Raw genomic sequence first — 15,097 nt, 5'->3', positions numbered from 1 at the left:
ACCGTATCTGGAAATTGTATGAAAGTATTTAGTAAGTCTCGTTTAGTGACGTGTGTGTTGACTGCCATCCCCGTAATGGCGGTAGCGAAAGACACAGGTAAGCTTGAAAAACTCGGTTCTGAGACGACTGACATTGAAATCACTAAGCCGAACCAAGACCAAGACAGTTCGCGTATTTACCTAGAGCAAGGCGCTATTTGGGCAAGCCGTGACATCACTCGCTTTGACCCAGTATTAGATGTCAGTGTCAGCGATGAATTAGAAGTCGAACAAGGCACACTGCGTGACAGCGTCGGTTTCACCATTACCACCAACTACGGTTACTACATCAAAAAGTACCAATTGGAAGTGTACCGTGTGGGTGACTTTGGTTTGTCTGAACCCATCGCTGTACTTGGTGGCGATAAACTGGCGAACGACTCTGACATCAATTGGGATGGTCAAACTGATGTTGATTATCAGTTTGAGGTCGGTGAGCAGCTGATGTTCCGCCTAAAAGCGTGGGACAAAGATGGCAACATGGATGTGACCACCGTTGGTGTGACTGACTTAGTTAAGCCGGACTCTGAAGTCGATATCGACCGAAACGATAACGACGATGAAGAGAGCAAAGGTAAAAGTTACGGACAGGCAAAGCTGATGCGTCACAACATCCCGACCAATGCGGGCTTAGCCAAGTTCATTGGCACCGGTTTGAAAGGCGTTGATAAAGTCATCATCGGTGAAGATGAATTTGATGTCGAAGATGGCAACTTATACGCAGAGCAGTACTTACCAACAGATTCCTACATTTTCCCAACCAAGGTTGTGTTTGATAACGGTGATGAACGTCGTTACAAGCTTTACGTTCGTATTCCAGATACGTACTACGCACAAACTGGCTTGGCTGATCTTTATGTTGGTAAGAATAATGTGTCTGGTAATAGCGATGCATTAAGTGTCGATGACCAGTACCAAGATGACATCTACAACCAAGGTCGCTTAGCGTACTTTGGTCAGGGTAAATTTGGCGACAAACTTCGTGTAACGACTCACTTTGATACGCGAGAAAGTGAAATCAAAGACATGTTCAAACATCCGTTCGCCTCCGACGATTCGGATGTGTTCGATATCCTCGAAGACGACGATGAGCTTTATTACGGCAACTATGGCGATAGCTCAAATATCGAAAAAGTGGTCAACACCAAGGGCAAGGTTTACCTCAATGTTGAATACGATAAGTCTCAATACTTGTGGGGTAACTACAACACGGGTTTAACAGGCACCGAAAACAACGATTACAACCGCAGCCTCTATGGTTTCAAAGCTGATTATCGTACTCGCGATACTACACAATACGGTGAAGATCGTTTGAACGTGGTCGGTTTTACCGCAGAAGCTGATTCCTTGTATGCACACGATGAGTTCTTGGGTACAGGCGGCTCTCTGTACTTCCTTCGTCATGGTGAAGCGGTACCGGGAAGTGACAAAGTTTACGTAAAAGTAAAAGATGAATCTGGCCTAGTGCAGAATGAAATTCCACTTGAGCCGGGCGTCGACTATGACTTTGACCCGTACCAAGGTCGAATTATTTTGACCAAGCCACTCGACAACATCCTATCCGATAGCTTTGGTAGCGTGATTGAAAACGGCGATGATTACGAAAACTTTCTGGTTGTCGATTATGAGTATGTTCCACAAGGTTCAGATTCATTAGACGCGATGTCTTACGGTGGTCGTGCTAAAGGTTGGATCAACGATTACGTTGGTGTTGGCGTGACGTATGCAACTCAAGAAAAGGACAACCAAGACTACGAGTCTTACGGTACGGACTTAACGTTGCGTGCAACAGAAGGTACCTACATTAAGGCTGAGTTTGCACACAGTGAAGGTACTCAAACTGAGTCGAATTTTGTCTCTGTTGATGGCGGCTTAACCTTTACGCCAATTGGCGACACATTGGAAGACCGCGAGGGCGACAGTGTCCAAATCACAGCTGTCACCAGCCTTTATGATCTTGCTCCAACCATTTTTGGTGCTGTTGGTAATGACCTGAAACTTTGGTATCGAGACAAAGACGCGGGATACAGCTACGCGAGCAGCAGCGATGATCTAGAGCAAGAGGCATACGGTGCTGAAGTTCGTTTACAAGCTACTGATCGCTTGGCGGTTCTCTCTCGCTTCTCGACCAATGAAGAGCGCGATGTCGATGGTAATCTAGAAACAGATACTGAAACGATTGAGATCGAGACTCAAGTCAAAATCACCGAGCACATCAAAGTTTCGGCGGCAGGGCAACAAACTGAAGAGCTTAACCAAAACGACGAGCACAGCGATGCGACCTTAGCGGGCGTGCGTTTGGAATACATGTGGGACAGCGAGAACAGCGTTTACGTTAAAGGGCAAAAGACCGTCGATCAGTCGGATGACTATGATGAAAACGACAGCGCGTCGATTGGCGCTGAATTCCAAGTGTTGGAAGACTTGTCTCTTGGCGGCGAATACACCGATGGCGACCGAGGCCAAGTAGCAGAAGCGACTGTGACTTACGATGTAACCGATGACCACTCAACCTACGTAACTTATGTAGATGATAACTACGAAGGTCAAAACAACGTGATTGTTGGTCAGCGTGCAGACCTCACCAGCAGTGTCGATTTTTACCAAGAGAACCAGTTTGTTGATGAAAACGATGGTCATGGCCGTATCGACTCGTACGGCTTTGGCTACGATGTGACGGAAGATGTCGAGATGGGGATCGGTTATCAGCTTGGGGAAATTAAAGATGACCAGAGCATCACCACAGAGCGTGAGTCCATCAGCTTCAATGCTTCAATTGACCTAGATGACATCACCCTAAGCCACAAATTTGAATATCGAGTGGATAAGAGTGAAGACGACCCTGACATCGCTCAGCGAGAGCTGCAACAAATCGTGACGACCAACCGTTACACGCATCACTTAACGGAAGAGTACACATTGTTCGGCAAGTACAACTACTCCATCACCGAAAGTGAAACAACGGGCGAAACCATGGCGCAATTTACCGAAGCCACTGGCGGCCTCGCGTATCGTCCGATCTACAACGATCGACTCAATTTACTGAGCCGCTACACGTATATTGCAGATTTCGATCAACTGGATCGCGATGTGGATTATCAAGACGAAACCAGTCAGATCATTGAAGTTGAAGCGATCTATTCGATTGACCAACATTGGGACGTCGGTACTAAGTACGCCCATAAAGACAAACAGCAAGCTTTTGAACGAGCATCTGGTGCGAATGAGATGGTTAAAAGTGACATCGACCTATATGGACTTAGCGCTTCTTATCGCGTGATGAAAGAGTGGGATGTGACGGGTGAATACCACTGGAAAACAGACACACTCAACGATGAGCTAGAACACGGTGCGCTAGTTTCGGTGAACAAGCACATTGGCGAGAACTTTAAAATGGGGATTGGTTATAACTTCTCTGCGTTTGATAGTGACTTAACCAATGATGACGACTACGACGCATCTGGTGTGTTCATTAACTTAGTCGGTAAGATCTAAGCCTGCCCAAGTGGGTCGAAAGTTAAGAGTTGAGAATTCAAAGTGACAGTTAAGAGTAAGATGAAAACAATTATTTTCCTAATAAGCGCAGTGATGAGTACTTTGCTGCTGTCCGGCTGTGCAACCGACACCTATGTGAGCCAGGAGAACCGAGACAAGTTTGCTGGTATCGATGTGTCTAAGTTTTTAATCAGCGAGTGTTTGGCGCCAGAGCGTGAGGTGCATATCGCCATCGCAGAGCATTTTGCGTTTGATAGATATCAATTACGCGACCTCGACAAGATCAACTTAGATACCTTTGTTAAAGAGATCAGAGGCTTAAAAGGGCGCATCACGATTGTCGGCCATACTGATTTCAAGGGTTCTCTCGAATATAATGAGCGCCTTTCACAGCGCCGTGCTAAATCGGTCGCAGATTATTTGAAAGGGCAACTAGACCCAACGCAATATGACTGGGAAGTGAAACATCTTGGTGAGACTCAACCTCTTCTGTTTGGTAAGACAGATAAAGACCGAGCGGAGAACCGCCGTGCATTTATCGTGTTTGAAGAAGCTCAGAAGTACGAAGAGATGCCTTTCTGTGAGCCGCCAAAACCAGAACGTAAAGTTTATATGGCAATGACGCCGCACTTCGATTTCGATAAGTCAGTACTCAAGCAAGAAGACCTAACTCAGTTAGATGACTTCACAACGAAGTTGAGCGGCCTGCAAGGTAGCATAATGGTGGCAGGGCACACCGACCAAGCGGGTTCACTTTCTTACAATGAAAAGTTGGCAGAGCGCCGCGCAGAAACGGTGGTTGAATACCTCAAAACCAAACTTGACCCTAAGCTGTTCAACTGGGAAGTGAAGTCATTTGGTAAGTTGCAGCCTGCGATTAATGAACGCTCTGAAAAAGCCGATGCATTAAACCGCCGCGCGTTCATTGTGTTCAAAGAGTCTGATATTACCGCCGAACAGCAAGCTCTTTCTGGCAGTGAACAAGAGGCGTCGAGCAGCGAGAGTGAGTAGAAATTACTGAAGAATAACAAATAGATGCCTCTATAAAACGCAAAAAGCCCCTACGTTGGGGCTTTTTGTTGCTCGCTCTAGGGATTAAGTCGGGTCGAATATCTATTCAGATGGCAAATTTTTCTTTAACTCTAAAAGCATTCGGTAAGCACTTTCGCCAGACATTTCGTACGGGTTAAATTGATCAGATGTTGAAAACTGTAAATTAACCAGTTCAGTTAGGCTAGATTGTGGAATATCACCCATAGACCAATCACCAAACTGCCTACAATCGATCTCTTTGAAATATAAAATCATGACGTTTTTGTGTCGCGTGTCATTCAAGATATGATTGTAAGTATGGTTCACTGCGGTTCTCGAACCTTCAATACATTGCAGGAAATACTTATCATTGTGGCTTAGAAGGCCTGTTAAATGGCTTTGCTTATTGCGGTCGTGTGAAATCTGAAGAATGTCGTTCAAAGCCTGAGAATCGCAACTTTCACAGAGCGTACTGACATAAATTAACCGAGTTAGGAACACAGGCATCATTTCGAATTTTTGTACAAAGGGTATTAATAAATATAAGCCAAGTTCATGGAATTGCGAGTCATTGATTTAATTGTCACTCGGTGGCTTTTGGAAGAGAAGAGGATGGGGATGAAGTAGAAAAGGGCAGGTTGCAAGATACGCTAAAATGACTCGAATGTTGGCCATTCAATTATTTTAGCGACCTGCTTGTGAGCTCGTTAGTTGTTTAGAGTTGAAATCGATTCAACGTTAGAAGAGGAATCAAATCGAACGTTGACCAACACATTTTCACGTTCGAAAGTCACATCATCAAAGTCAGTCGTTGCGATCTTAAATCCATTTCTTGCGAATAAACTCGTCACCGTTGTTCGTTGTTTCTGTTCCATACCGCATGTCAGTAGTTCGTTCATCGTGATCTTCATTAGGTAACCGTGTGCATAGTGTAAGCGTACAGACTCTACATTATGAGATCAATTGCTTAATCGATAAGCTATATTGATATGTTCAATTGAGTGATTCAGGTATTTAAAAGCCGGATGGATAGTGGGCAAGGGAGTTATGCGACCTATGACAAGTGGAGCGTTATGTGACCACTGTTCAGCATTCCTTGAACACGAAGTTTGTCGCAAAAATCGCGTTGAAATAAGTGGTTACAAAGCAGGAGGAATTATGCCCGCCGTTTGGTATGTTTGGTCGGTTATTGGAAATATTATCGGCCTATATCTCACTTAACTAAAGTACATCGATTTACGATGAGTAGACTCCTCAATAAGCCTTCTTTTTATTTGAATTTTATATGCTAAGTGGTGTTGTTATAATTGTTATTAATTGCATAGGCTTGATTTTAATATTGGTTTGATTTATAAAACAAGCATTCGTTCATTAACTTCATGATTATATTAGTTTTTACTAACCTTTAAATAACATGGAGAAAGGCGATGAATAAGAACCAAACACGCAACAGGTTAGCGAATTTAGTGCGACTTCGTAGGTCATACAAAGCATCAGACTTTCTGGTGGGTTCTGATGAACTCCGAGTTAAAAAAGATGTGTATAGCTTACGTAAAATCAAACAGTTAGAAATTCGTCAATTGGGTCTTAAAGAAAACGCAATCAATATCGTTTCGTTGGCTTTAGTCCTCTCGGCGGCGACTTGGGCATTTGTTCCTCAGTTCGGTTTACCAATGCTTGCACTGACCTTTATTTTGGCGTTTGTTACATGGCGACGATATGAGTTGCGTGCAGAGTTTAAAGGGGCCGATGAAACTGGCGACCATTGGGTTTCCGTGGCGCGCGGTTGTACTCGAGAAGAGTTCAAAGTATTGAAAAACGTTGAATTGGCTTTACGCGATCAGCTGTCTTAGTGGCTAGATCGGTTAAGGTTAAGGTCTTATAAGCGTTAAGCTCCCATAATCAACAAGGCTCGTCATTGTATGGCGAGCTTTTTATTTTCTGAAAAACACAGGTAGTGCAGGTTACTTTGAGAGGCCAATGCTTATATGTGTAATGGGGGTTGATATGAATCTTAAGTCACGGCGTTTTTGATGCTCTTTGTGGTTTTGAATATAGGGAGAGGGTGGAAATGAATACACGAGTCAGTGAGAGTTCTTTTAAAAGGCTCATCCAGTTAGTTGGTTGTGTTTTGATTATAGTGTTGAGCAATAGTCGACTCTCCAATGCTCAAAGCATCGAGTTTCCTACTTGTGTACAGAGCGAGGTTTTGAATACAGAAATCCACCTTTATGTTGATGAATCGGTGTTAGATGAATATTCCAAAGCATTTATAGCCTCTAAAATAGCGACATGGGAAAGCTATTCGAATCTGGTGTTAAAAAACTCCTGCGTCCCTATGACGAGAAAAGTCACTAAGGTGACTTATACGTCTGAAATTGACAGCCTTTGGTTTCAAGATTTGGGCGCAGCAGAGAGGTTATTAAAACTCTCGATGGAAGAACCGATTCCAGAAACAACAGAAGACGGCGTCCCCATTTTTACTGGGATAGTATTTTCTAATTATAATTTTAGCTTTGAGTCTGATTATTGTGGTATGTCTTCTTCGGTATCCTACTTTTTTTCTTTAGCGATAAACTGCCCTGATTACTTAATGGAGCATGAAATTGGCCATTTAAGTGGTGCTAATCATGACTATAAAACGTTATTGAAAGATTTTGATAGTATAGAAAGTTACATTTCTGGAACGTATCCAAGAGCTCCTCAATATTCCTTCGGTACAATTTGTGCTGACAGAGGCACAGTGATGTCTTATGAGCGAGATGTTATACCTGCATATTCCAGCCCGGACATCAGAGTAGATGGCACAAAGTGCGGGGATAGCAAATACCACAATAATGCGAGAGTGCTTAGAGAGTTCGCACAAGCTTATTTAATCCCATGATTGCCTAGTTGGTAGCCTGTTGTTTTATCGAACGTTATAACGCGTTCAATTCAAAGTGTTTGTCCTGTGATCTTTAAATTTGGAACGAGCGTATTTCTCCCAGTTTATTAAGGAAGAGTATGTATGATGTTATCCAAAGAGAATGAATCAAGAATTATTGAAATGGCGTGGGAAGACAGAACGCCGTTTGAAGCAATAGAACAGCAATTTGGTTTGAATGAATCGCAAGTGATTCGTTTTATGCGTAGCCATCTCAAGCTTGGCAGTTTTAAGCTGTGGCGCTCACGTGTTTCTGGGCGCTCGACCAAGCATGTAAAACTGCGCAGTTCGGACGTTTCGAGAGGTTATTGTCCGACTCAGTACAAGCATCGTTAAAAGAGGGGATGCCCAGCCAGTATCCCAAATCAACACACAGATATGGGAAATGAAAGGAATGAAACAATTTTGCGCTCTACTTTTGGTGCTGCTTAGCTTCGGCATCAGTCATGTTCAAGCGAATGATACGCGACTTAAGCAAGCTTACGAAAATCACCAAAGCGACGTTCAGGTGCGCGGATCGGGTACGGTGTATCGAGTACTTCCTGATGATAATAAAGGCTCTCGACATCAGAAATTCATTTTGCAACTCGATAGCGGACAAACCTTGTTAGTCGCACATAATATTGATTTAGCGCCTCGTGTTCAGGGACTGGCAAAGGGCGATCGAGTTGAATTTTATGGTGAATATGAATGGAACAAGAAAGGTGGCGTAATGCACTGGACGCACAAAGCCCCTCGTAATCATCACACTCATGGTTGGTTGAAGCATAACGGGAAAGTATACGAGTAAACACCTCCGAGGCTTTTCCCTTCATGGCTATAAAATAAAAAGGAATTTTGATGTTTAAGCTGGAAACTGACAGGTTGATTCTTCGAGATATGAGTCTTGAAGACGAGTGTGCCTTTGTTGCGATGTCTCAAGACGCTAAGTATCAGCGTTTCTATGATGAAAGTGATTGCGAACCTAACAAATATCGAGAGCTAACTCAGTTGTTTGTTGCGCAGGCTTTGGAAGTGCCACGCCAGTCTTTTCAGCTAGCGGTTGAAAGCAAAGACTCGGGGAAGTTTATTGGAACCGTTTGTTTGCGCCTTGAGGGCGATAAACAAGCTTCGATGGGCTGTGCTTTCTCAAGGGAAATTCAGGGAAAAGGGCTTTCTATAGAAGCTTCTGAAGCCCTCGCTGATTTTGGTTTCTCAGAGTTAGGCATACACCGGATCTACGCTGAAACCATCAGCAAGAACTTGGCTGCCATTAAATTATGTAAGTCACTGGGAATGAAACAAGAAGCGTGTTTTAAAGAACATCGACTCTTCAAAGGTCAATGGTGGGATACAGTTGTATTGGCGGTTGTTCGATCTGATTGGGGAAAGGCTTAGTGATGGAAAGTGGTATGCAGAAGCTAGATAGAGGGCTCGATAGAGAAGGGTTCATTCAAAATCTTTATTCGCCAAAGAACATTGCGCCTGAATTTCAAGACGTGGTGTCAGCAGTCGTTGATTCGCTGCTAAGAGAGCTTCCAGGTCAAGTTGATGGTATCTACTTGTATGGAAGCGTGCCTAGAGGAACGGCCATTGTTGGTCGCTCTGATTTGGATGTTTCTATCGTACTCGCTACGCCTGTTGGTCAGAGAGAAAAGGAAGTCTTTAACCTACTTTCCGACACCATGCCCCAAACCTATCCTCAAGTGACTAAGCTTGATATTGATCCAGGGTATCTCTCAGAGGTTCTGCAGCCCAACGAAGAATTCCATTGGCAGTTTTGGCTCAAGCATTGCTGCTGTTGTGTTTGGGGGAATGATTTATCTAATGAGTTCCCACTATACAAACCAAGCATTGAAATCGCTCAAGCTCTCAATGGTGACTTGTCTACTTTTCTTGAGCAAATGCCCTCGAGTTTCAAAACAATGACTGATGCGGATATCGTTAAGGTAATTGGTAAAAAGTTAGTGCGAGCGGCGTATTATTTTGTGGCTGAGCAAGACGGCAGTTGGTACACCAATCTGAGCCAGTGCGCTGCAGTCGCCAAGCGCTATTACTCCAATCAAAGCGACGATATTGAGCTAGCTCATCAATACGCTCTCGGAAATTTGATATCTAAAACAGAAGCTTTTGAATTGTATGAAAGGCTGAGTAAAAAGCTTGTTGTAAATTAAGCATTAACACAAGCTAGAACAACAAACTTAACTACCTTTGTAACGGCTTTAGGAAAATTAGATGGATGTCCACGAGTGTGTTTCTTTTATCATGCTGAAGGAATCGCAGGTATTACTAGAAAAGCGTAGTGAGTCTAGGGAGACCGATCCCGGTTTAATCACTATACCTGGCGGCCATATTGAACACGGTGAAAACCAGGTTCAGGCGCTGTTTCGTGAACTTGATGAAGAGCTTAATGTTGTTCCGATTGATTACCAATACTTGTGTTCGCTTTACCATCCTACGAAGGAATTTCAGTTGATTCATTATTTTATCGTGAGTGACTGGAAAGGAGATATCACCGCTCAAGAGACTGATGATGTTAAGTGGTATTCACTAGGTTCAGCTCCTGTTGGTATAGCAGCCGATGGTATTGCTTTGAAAGAAGTAGAGCGCGTGGGTAGGTATCTTTAGTTTGGATTCGATAAGATGTTTTGGACGTTTTTTGAGGGCTCAAAAACGGTGAAACCCCGATGTTGGTAGCATCGGGGTTTCGAATTTCTAGATTTCTCGACTGGTAAGATCGATTATCTTTTCTATGCAGAAGGCTGGATTAATCCAATCTTATTCCTTGGTAGGGAATTAGATGCGGATGAAGTCCATGTGCTCAACTTTTGGCTTGAACGCGTGACGTTGAACGTCTTGTGGCTTAACCTTAACTTCTGCGCCGTCAATCAGTAGAGTGATTGCTTCGTAGAATTCAGGCTTGTCCATTTGGTTGATCACGTCAGCGTGAACAAGTTCGATAGCTACAGCTTCAGCTTCGCCACCGTAGATTACAGCTGGGAATTTACCAGCGTGACGTAGGCGGCGGCTCGCACCTTTACCTAGTTCAGTACGTACTACTGCTTCAAATTTCATAGTTTTACTCTCAAATTAGTAAAAATTAACTTCACACCTCAATGCGACCTTGAGTGTGTGGTAATGCTTAAACATAAAAGTTCATGCTTAAGCGAGCGCGGATACTAACATCACATTCCAATATGAGCAAGTCAGAAGCCCATCTCAAAGTGAATTTCCTTCGATAATGGGTTCGTTTGGAGATAAAACGTTCGCTAACGCTTGTTTAGCGCATTTTACTCCCTTTTACATCGCAATCCTTATCTATTTATATCACTGCTAAATCATCAAGTTAATGAACGGAAAATGAATGTTTGCCTAAGACTTGGTTAAGTCTTAGTTCGTTAATCTTAGTGTTAATTAAACAGCAGAATGAATAGGTGAAAATATGAAACCGGTAAGCATTGTCGTAATTACGCTAAACGAAGAGAAACGCATTAGCCGCTTAATGGAAGAGTTGAGCGTGCAAACCCACCAAGAGTTTGAAGTGATTGTTGTCGACTCGAACAGTGAAGATAACACCAGAGAAGTGGCGCAAGCTTATGAAAACGCGTTGCCAAAATTAACGGTGCATCACATGGAAAACCGTGGTGTGAGCTTTGGCCGAAACACGGGTGCTTCATTGGCGCAATACAACCGAATCCTTTTCTTAGATGCTGACGTGAGCTTGCCTCGAAACTTCCTTGCGAAAGCGCTTTATGAACTAGAAGAGAAGAAGCTTGAAGTGGCGGGTGTGTACATGAGCTCGAAAGGTTTGCCGCTTGTACACAAGTTTGGTTACGGGCTATTTAACGCAGGCTTGTTTACTACTCAGTTCTTTTTCCCGACGGCGATTGGCGCATGTATTTTCTCGACTAAACGGGCGCATGATGAGATCGGCGGTTTTGATGAAGAGATCGTCCTGTGTGAAGATTGTGACTACGTAAAACGTGCGAGCAAAACATGGCGATTTAGATTCCTAAATATGACTTTTGGTTTTGACCCACGTCGCTTAGACCAAGATGGCGTTGTGAAGACAGGCTCTACTTATCTTAAAGCCAATGTAAGACGCTTCTTTAAAGGAGAAATGCGTAATAACGAGATGAACTACAAGTTTGGTCACTACAAAGAACAGTAAGCGTTGAGGTTGTTATGTTTGATGGACTAGGGTTGTTTCTGGGAGCATTGGGTGATGCTCTCATTGGCCCAAACCTATTTGTACCGGGAGAGCCGTTCTTTATCGCAGCGGGCTTTCAACTGTATTCAGGTGCATGGATGGCGTTGGTTTTGGTAATGCTAGGTGGTTTGCTTGGTGACCAAATCAGTTATTTCATTGGTTATAAATATGGTGCTAAGGCGCAACGAAGGCTTATTAAGTTTCGTCCCAAAACCAAAAGGTTAATCGCGCGCTGCCGCTATCTGGTTGCTCGTAAAGGTATATACATCATTCTTTTTGCTCGCTTATTAGGGCCTATCGCTTGGGTAGTGCCATTTATAGCGGGTTCGCATCGTGTACCGTGGCGCAATTTCAGTGTGTTGGCGTTTATCGGCTTGGCCCTTGGTGGAGGGCAGTTCATTGCTTGGGGCATGTTGTTGGCGCACGGCGTTGAAAACTTTCCGTGGCTTAATAGCCTTAAGATATTTATCTCTGAGCACAATAGTTTGATCGTCGGGGTATTCGCGGTATTGGTCTTCACCATTATCGGTTACCGAATGAAGTGGCGACGCTTGGTTCTTAAGTCGAGTGCGCTGATGTTAGCGTGGGTATTGTTTGCGAACTACGCCCACTTTTTTTGGAAAGCGGATGATTTTCAGAATCAACAAGAGACGGATCAAATAAACAAAGTAGACTGGAACTCGGTTACCTATAAAGCATTCCCAGGGAAATCGTCATTCTACTCGGCGCAAGCGATCAACGTCATTTATGTTGGAGTAACCCCAAGAGACTTAATGAAACAATTAGGCTGGATAGAGAATCAAACCTTCTCTCGAAATGAGATTGAATGGGCTGGCTATCTCGCATTGCTTAGAGACAAAACGCCACCTGTATCTGATTTGTATTGGCGAGACAAGCCGCAAGATATGGCGTTTCAATTGCCGGGTAATTTGATGAAGCGCAGCCATATTCGCTGGTGGCGCGCAGGTGTTGATATTAAAACTAACCAGCCTCAGTGGTTAGGCGCAATTAGCTATGATGATGGCCTTAAAGTCACCCCTTATTCTGGCATTGTGACCGTACTTCATAACATTGACCCTAATGTTGATGAAGAGCGAGATAGGCTCGCTAATCAGATACGAGCGTCACTACCAGACATCGAGCTAGACAAGTACCCATTGGCAACGGTGGAAGTGATCAATGAGGAGCATGACTATTACACGGATGGTCGGGTATTAATGATTGGAGCAACGAACCTGAGTAATAGTTCACAAACTTTAAATGTCGCGGTGAACGATATTCAGAATGATATATAAGGTCGACTCAACGAAGTCTTTCTTCGTAGTGCTCTGGTTTTTCTTAGATATCAACAAACTCGAGCCTTGTTTGAACCCTCAATCAAACAAGGCTTTGCACTATCTGCTTGCCATGTTTATCCAAACATCACCTTCTCTCAAGCAATGCCTCGGCTATAACTTGTTCTACTTTGACTATGCTCATTAAGGGCGAGTAAGCGGCGAAAACTAAGGACAACGTTATGCAAATGAATCCGATTGGTTGGTTTGAAATTTATGTTGATGATATGTCGAGAGCAAAAACTTTCTACGAGTCAGTATTTAAAGTGACGCTGGAAAAGTTGAACAATGAAACGGGAATCGATGTTGAGATGTGGGTATTCCCTTGCGAAATGGAGAGTTACGGTGCCACAGGTGCTTTATGTAAGATGTCCGATGTAAAAGCGGGAGGCAACAGCACCATGGTTTATTTCTCTTGTGAAGACTGTGCGACAGAAGCAAGTTTGGCTGCGGCCAATGGCGGCACGTTACAAGTGCCAAAAATGGACATTGGTGAGCATGGTTTTATTAGTGTAGTTAGCGATACAGAAGGCAATATGATTGGGCTACATTCGATGGGCTAATTATGTTGAAGTGAGCAGTGTTTCGTTGAACCGAGATAAAACTAAGCCCTAACATTACGCTAGGGCTTATTGGTTTCACTTTTACTTAGCTTGTTCAGCCTTTACTTACTTTAAGCACCAGAGAAGCTTTTAAGCCGCCCATTGAGCTCTTGCTGAGCGTTAGGCTGCCTCGGTAACTGTGTGCCATTTCATTTACGATATTAAGCCCTAAGCCTGTTCCTGGTGTGGTTTCATCAAGTCGGACGCCACGTTTGGTCACTTGCTCAAGCTTCTCTTCAGGAATGCCTTGGCCATCATCTTCAATCACCAACTCTATGTTGCCATCGTCGAGTTCATTTGCATGGACGCGAATAATGCTGCCCGCCCACTTGTAACTGTTCTCGAGTAGGTTGCCGACCATTTCATCAAGGTCGGTTTTTTCTACTGCCACTTCAATCTCAGAGTCTAGCTCGTTAATCATGGTGACTTCATTGGCAGCGTAGACTTTATCAAACGCCATTGAGATAGCTTCGACACGCTCACAAGGTGAAGACTTCACCGAAAGAATGTTCATTGCACCTGCCATACGAGCGCGGCCAAGGTGATAATCAATTTGGCTTTGAATCTGATGAATGGGCTGTTGCAGCAGTGCCTTGTCATCCTCTGGAAGTCGCTCTATCTCATTTTTTAGAACTGAAAGCGGTGTTTTCAACGCATGAGATAAGTTACCCGCGTGGTTACGAGCTCGTTCTAATAACTCTTGATAGTGAAAGAGCAGGGCATTGAGGTCAGAGACTAATGGAGAAACCTCTTTCGGGTAGTTATCGCTTAACCCTTGTTGCTCGCCGTTTCTTAGCATTACCAGTTCGCGTTGCATCTTGCTGAGCGGTAATAACGACCAACTGACTTGAATACCGATCAACATCAGCACGCCAACAAACAGCAACATTAGGATCAACCAGACTTGACCAGTAAGCTCTGTCAGTGTGGATTCTAATGGATCTTCATCAATACCAATGGTGATCGTGACAGGGTCGCTCAGTTCAGGCAGGTAGATATCTTGCTCGATGTAAATCAGCTTTTCTTTCTCTGGCCCTTTGACTGATGTGTGAATCGGTGAACGCTTGATGGTGAGGTCTTTATCCCATAGCGAGCGAGATCGAATGATCTGCTCTTGGGTAGCGGCGCGCCAATAAATACCACTGTAGGGCTGGTTGAACCTAGGATCAGACAGACGCTCTGCCATGATCAGGTTACCACTGTCATTGGTTTCGATATTGGCGGTTAACTCATCCATGGTTAAGCCAAGCTGCTGCTTCATGTCATCGACGAGGTAGTCGTTAACCAGTTTCGGAATCCCGACACCAGCCGCTAATATCATCGCACCTAGCCAAAAAGCCGCAGCAAGGAGCAAGCGGCTTTTTAAACTGATGTTTTTAAGTGTTCGTTTCTTTAGATTCATGCATTTCCAACCTGCCTTTGCTCATCGTAACTTATCGTATTGCGATGATCAGAACAGGCTGTCCACTTAATTAATGGTTGC

The 15,097-nt window shown here is 43.9% G+C and carries 16 protein-coding genes; 12 read left to right on the top strand and 4 right to left on the bottom strand.

The genetic code is table 11. From position 1 onward, the window contains the following. Nucleotides 1–18 precede the first annotated feature (18 nt). Both LMH68_RS02155 and LMH68_RS02150 read left to right on the top strand, forming a co-directional pair. On the top strand, nt 19–3,534 hold the full coding sequence (locus LMH68_RS02155) for a hypothetical protein (protein ID WP_229647201.1): 3,516 nt from the start codon (nt 19–21) through the stop codon (nt 3,532–3,534). Between the two features lie 60 nt (nt 3,535–3,594). After that, on the top strand, nt 3,595–4,545 hold the full coding sequence (locus LMH68_RS02150) for an OmpA family protein (RefSeq protein WP_229647202.1): 951 nt from the start codon (nt 3,595–3,597) through the stop codon (nt 4,543–4,545). Between the two features lie 102 nt (nt 4,546–4,647). On the opposite strand, the gene LMH68_RS02145 is transcribed toward LMH68_RS02150, so the two are convergent. Continuing rightward, complete coding sequence (locus LMH68_RS02145; protein WP_229647310.1) at nt 4,648–5,067, bottom strand: BLUF domain-containing protein; 420 nt, start codon at nt 5,065–5,067, stop codon at nt 4,648–4,650. 206 nt (nt 5,068–5,273) lie between these two features. Further along, complete coding sequence (locus LMH68_RS02140; RefSeq protein WP_017065380.1) at nt 5,274–5,465, bottom strand: hypothetical protein; 192 nt, start codon at nt 5,463–5,465, stop codon at nt 5,274–5,276. A gap of 528 nt (nt 5,466–5,993) precedes the next feature. On the opposite strand from LMH68_RS02140, the gene LMH68_RS02135 reads away from it, so the two are divergent. The 7 genes from LMH68_RS02135 (at nt 5,994) to LMH68_RS02105 (ending at nt 10,096) form a co-directional block, all read left to right on the top strand. Next, complete coding sequence (locus LMH68_RS02135; RefSeq protein ID WP_017065381.1) at nt 5,994–6,419, top strand: hypothetical protein; 426 nt, start codon at nt 5,994–5,996, stop codon at nt 6,417–6,419. 218 nt (nt 6,420–6,637) lie between these two features. Further along, a complete protein-coding gene (locus tag LMH68_RS02130; RefSeq protein ID WP_229647203.1) occupies nt 6,638–7,450 on the top strand; it encodes a zinc-dependent metalloprotease in 813 nt (270 codons plus the stop codon). A gap of 123 nt (nt 7,451–7,573) precedes the next feature. After that, entirely contained in the window at nt 7,574–7,825 is a 252-nt protein-coding gene (locus tag LMH68_RS02125; protein WP_065583896.1) for a TIGR03643 family protein, read from the top strand. Between the two features lie 58 nt (nt 7,826–7,883). After that, nucleotides 7,884–8,279: a DUF3465 domain-containing protein gene (locus LMH68_RS02120; RefSeq protein ID WP_229647204.1), complete on the top strand. Its 396-nt coding sequence runs from the start codon at nt 7,884–7,886 to the stop codon at nt 8,277–8,279. A 50-nt stretch (nt 8,280–8,329) separates the two neighbouring features. Continuing rightward, nucleotides 8,330–8,866 (top strand): GNAT family N-acetyltransferase, encoded by a 537-nt coding sequence (locus LMH68_RS02115; protein ID WP_229647205.1) that lies wholly within the window; start codon nt 8,330–8,332, stop codon nt 8,864–8,866. Between the two features lie 14 nt (nt 8,867–8,880). Beyond that, nucleotides 8,881–9,642 (top strand): nucleotidyltransferase domain-containing protein, encoded by a 762-nt coding sequence (locus LMH68_RS02110; RefSeq protein WP_229647206.1) that lies wholly within the window; start codon nt 8,881–8,883, stop codon nt 9,640–9,642. A gap of 61 nt (nt 9,643–9,703) precedes the next feature. Beyond that, nucleotides 9,704–10,096: an NUDIX hydrolase gene (locus LMH68_RS02105; protein ID WP_229647207.1), complete on the top strand. Its 393-nt coding sequence runs from the start codon at nt 9,704–9,706 to the stop codon at nt 10,094–10,096. 168 nt (nt 10,097–10,264) lie between these two features. On the opposite strand, the gene rplY is transcribed toward LMH68_RS02105, so the two are convergent. Next, a complete protein-coding gene (gene rplY, locus LMH68_RS02100) occupies nt 10,265–10,543 on the bottom strand; it encodes a 50S ribosomal protein L25 (protein ID WP_017060373.1) in 279 nt (92 codons plus the stop codon). A 367-nt stretch (nt 10,544–10,910) separates the two neighbouring features. Here rplY and LMH68_RS02095 point away from each other — a divergent pair, with 367 nt between their 5' ends. The 3 genes from LMH68_RS02095 (at nt 10,911) to LMH68_RS02085 (ending at nt 13,575) form a co-directional block, all read left to right on the top strand. Next, on the top strand, nt 10,911–11,639 hold the full coding sequence (locus tag LMH68_RS02095; RefSeq protein ID WP_229647208.1) for a glycosyltransferase family 2 protein: 729 nt from the start codon (nt 10,911–10,913) through the stop codon (nt 11,637–11,639). A gap of 14 nt (nt 11,640–11,653) precedes the next feature. Further along, nucleotides 11,654–12,973, top strand: a complete 1,320-nt coding sequence (locus LMH68_RS02090; RefSeq protein ID WP_229647209.1) for an LssY C-terminal domain-containing protein — start codon at nt 11,654–11,656, stop codon at nt 12,971–12,973. A 221-nt stretch (nt 12,974–13,194) separates the two neighbouring features. Then, nucleotides 13,195–13,575 carry a VOC family protein gene (locus tag LMH68_RS02085; RefSeq protein WP_229647210.1) on the top strand — a complete coding sequence of 127 codons (381 nt, stop codon included), beginning with the start codon at nt 13,195–13,197 and terminating at the stop codon, nt 13,573–13,575. 94 nt (nt 13,576–13,669) lie between these two features. Here LMH68_RS02085 and LMH68_RS02080 read toward each other — a convergent pair whose 3' ends face one another. Beyond that, nucleotides 13,670–15,016: an ATP-binding protein gene (locus LMH68_RS02080; protein WP_017068035.1), complete on the bottom strand. Its 1,347-nt coding sequence runs from the start codon at nt 15,014–15,016 to the stop codon at nt 13,670–13,672. Between the last annotated feature and the right edge of the window lie 81 nt (nt 15,017–15,097).

The sequence above is a fragment of the Vibrio sp. F13 genome (genome assembly GCF_020806305.2).
Classification (GTDB): Bacteria; Pseudomonadota; Gammaproteobacteria; order Enterobacterales; family Vibrionaceae; genus Vibrio; species Vibrio crassostreae_C.
The sequence above is the reverse complement of the archived record's forward strand: the minus strand, read 5'-3'. Positions and strand labels throughout refer to the sequence as shown.

Coding starts and splice junctions, on each gene's coding strand:
- LMH68_RS02155 (WP_229647201.1), top strand. CDS start 19: ATGAAAGTATTTAGTAAGTCTCGTTTAGTGACGTGTGTGTTGACTGCC.
- LMH68_RS02150 (WP_229647202.1), top strand. CDS start 3,595: ATGAAAACAATTATTTTCCTAATAAGCGCAGTGATGAGTACTTTGCTG.
- LMH68_RS02140 (WP_017065380.1), bottom strand. CDS start 5,465: ATGAACGAACTACTGACATGCGGTATGGAACAGAAACAACGAACAACG.
- LMH68_RS02135 (WP_017065381.1), top strand. CDS start 5,994: ATGAATAAGAACCAAACACGCAACAGGTTAGCGAATTTAGTGCGACTT.
- LMH68_RS02130 (WP_229647203.1), top strand. CDS start 6,638: ATGAATACACGAGTCAGTGAGAGTTCTTTTAAAAGGCTCATCCAGTTA.
- LMH68_RS02125 (WP_065583896.1), top strand. CDS start 7,574: ATGATGTTATCCAAAGAGAATGAATCAAGAATTATTGAAATGGCGTGG.
- LMH68_RS02120 (WP_229647204.1), top strand. CDS start 7,884: ATGAAACAATTTTGCGCTCTACTTTTGGTGCTGCTTAGCTTCGGCATC.
- LMH68_RS02115 (WP_229647205.1), top strand. CDS start 8,330: ATGTTTAAGCTGGAAACTGACAGGTTGATTCTTCGAGATATGAGTCTT.
- LMH68_RS02110 (WP_229647206.1), top strand. CDS start 8,881: ATGCAGAAGCTAGATAGAGGGCTCGATAGAGAAGGGTTCATTCAAAAT.
- LMH68_RS02105 (WP_229647207.1), top strand. CDS start 9,704: ATGGATGTCCACGAGTGTGTTTCTTTTATCATGCTGAAGGAATCGCAG.
- rplY (WP_017060373.1), bottom strand. CDS start 10,543: ATGAAATTTGAAGCAGTAGTACGTACTGAACTAGGTAAAGGTGCGAGC.
- LMH68_RS02095 (WP_229647208.1), top strand. CDS start 10,911: ATGAAACCGGTAAGCATTGTCGTAATTACGCTAAACGAAGAGAAACGC.
- LMH68_RS02090 (WP_229647209.1), top strand. CDS start 11,654: ATGTTTGATGGACTAGGGTTGTTTCTGGGAGCATTGGGTGATGCTCTC.
- LMH68_RS02085 (WP_229647210.1), top strand. CDS start 13,195: ATGCAAATGAATCCGATTGGTTGGTTTGAAATTTATGTTGATGATATG.
- LMH68_RS02080 (WP_017068035.1), bottom strand. CDS start 15,016: ATGAATCTAAAGAAACGAACACTTAAAAACATCAGTTTAAAAAGCCGC.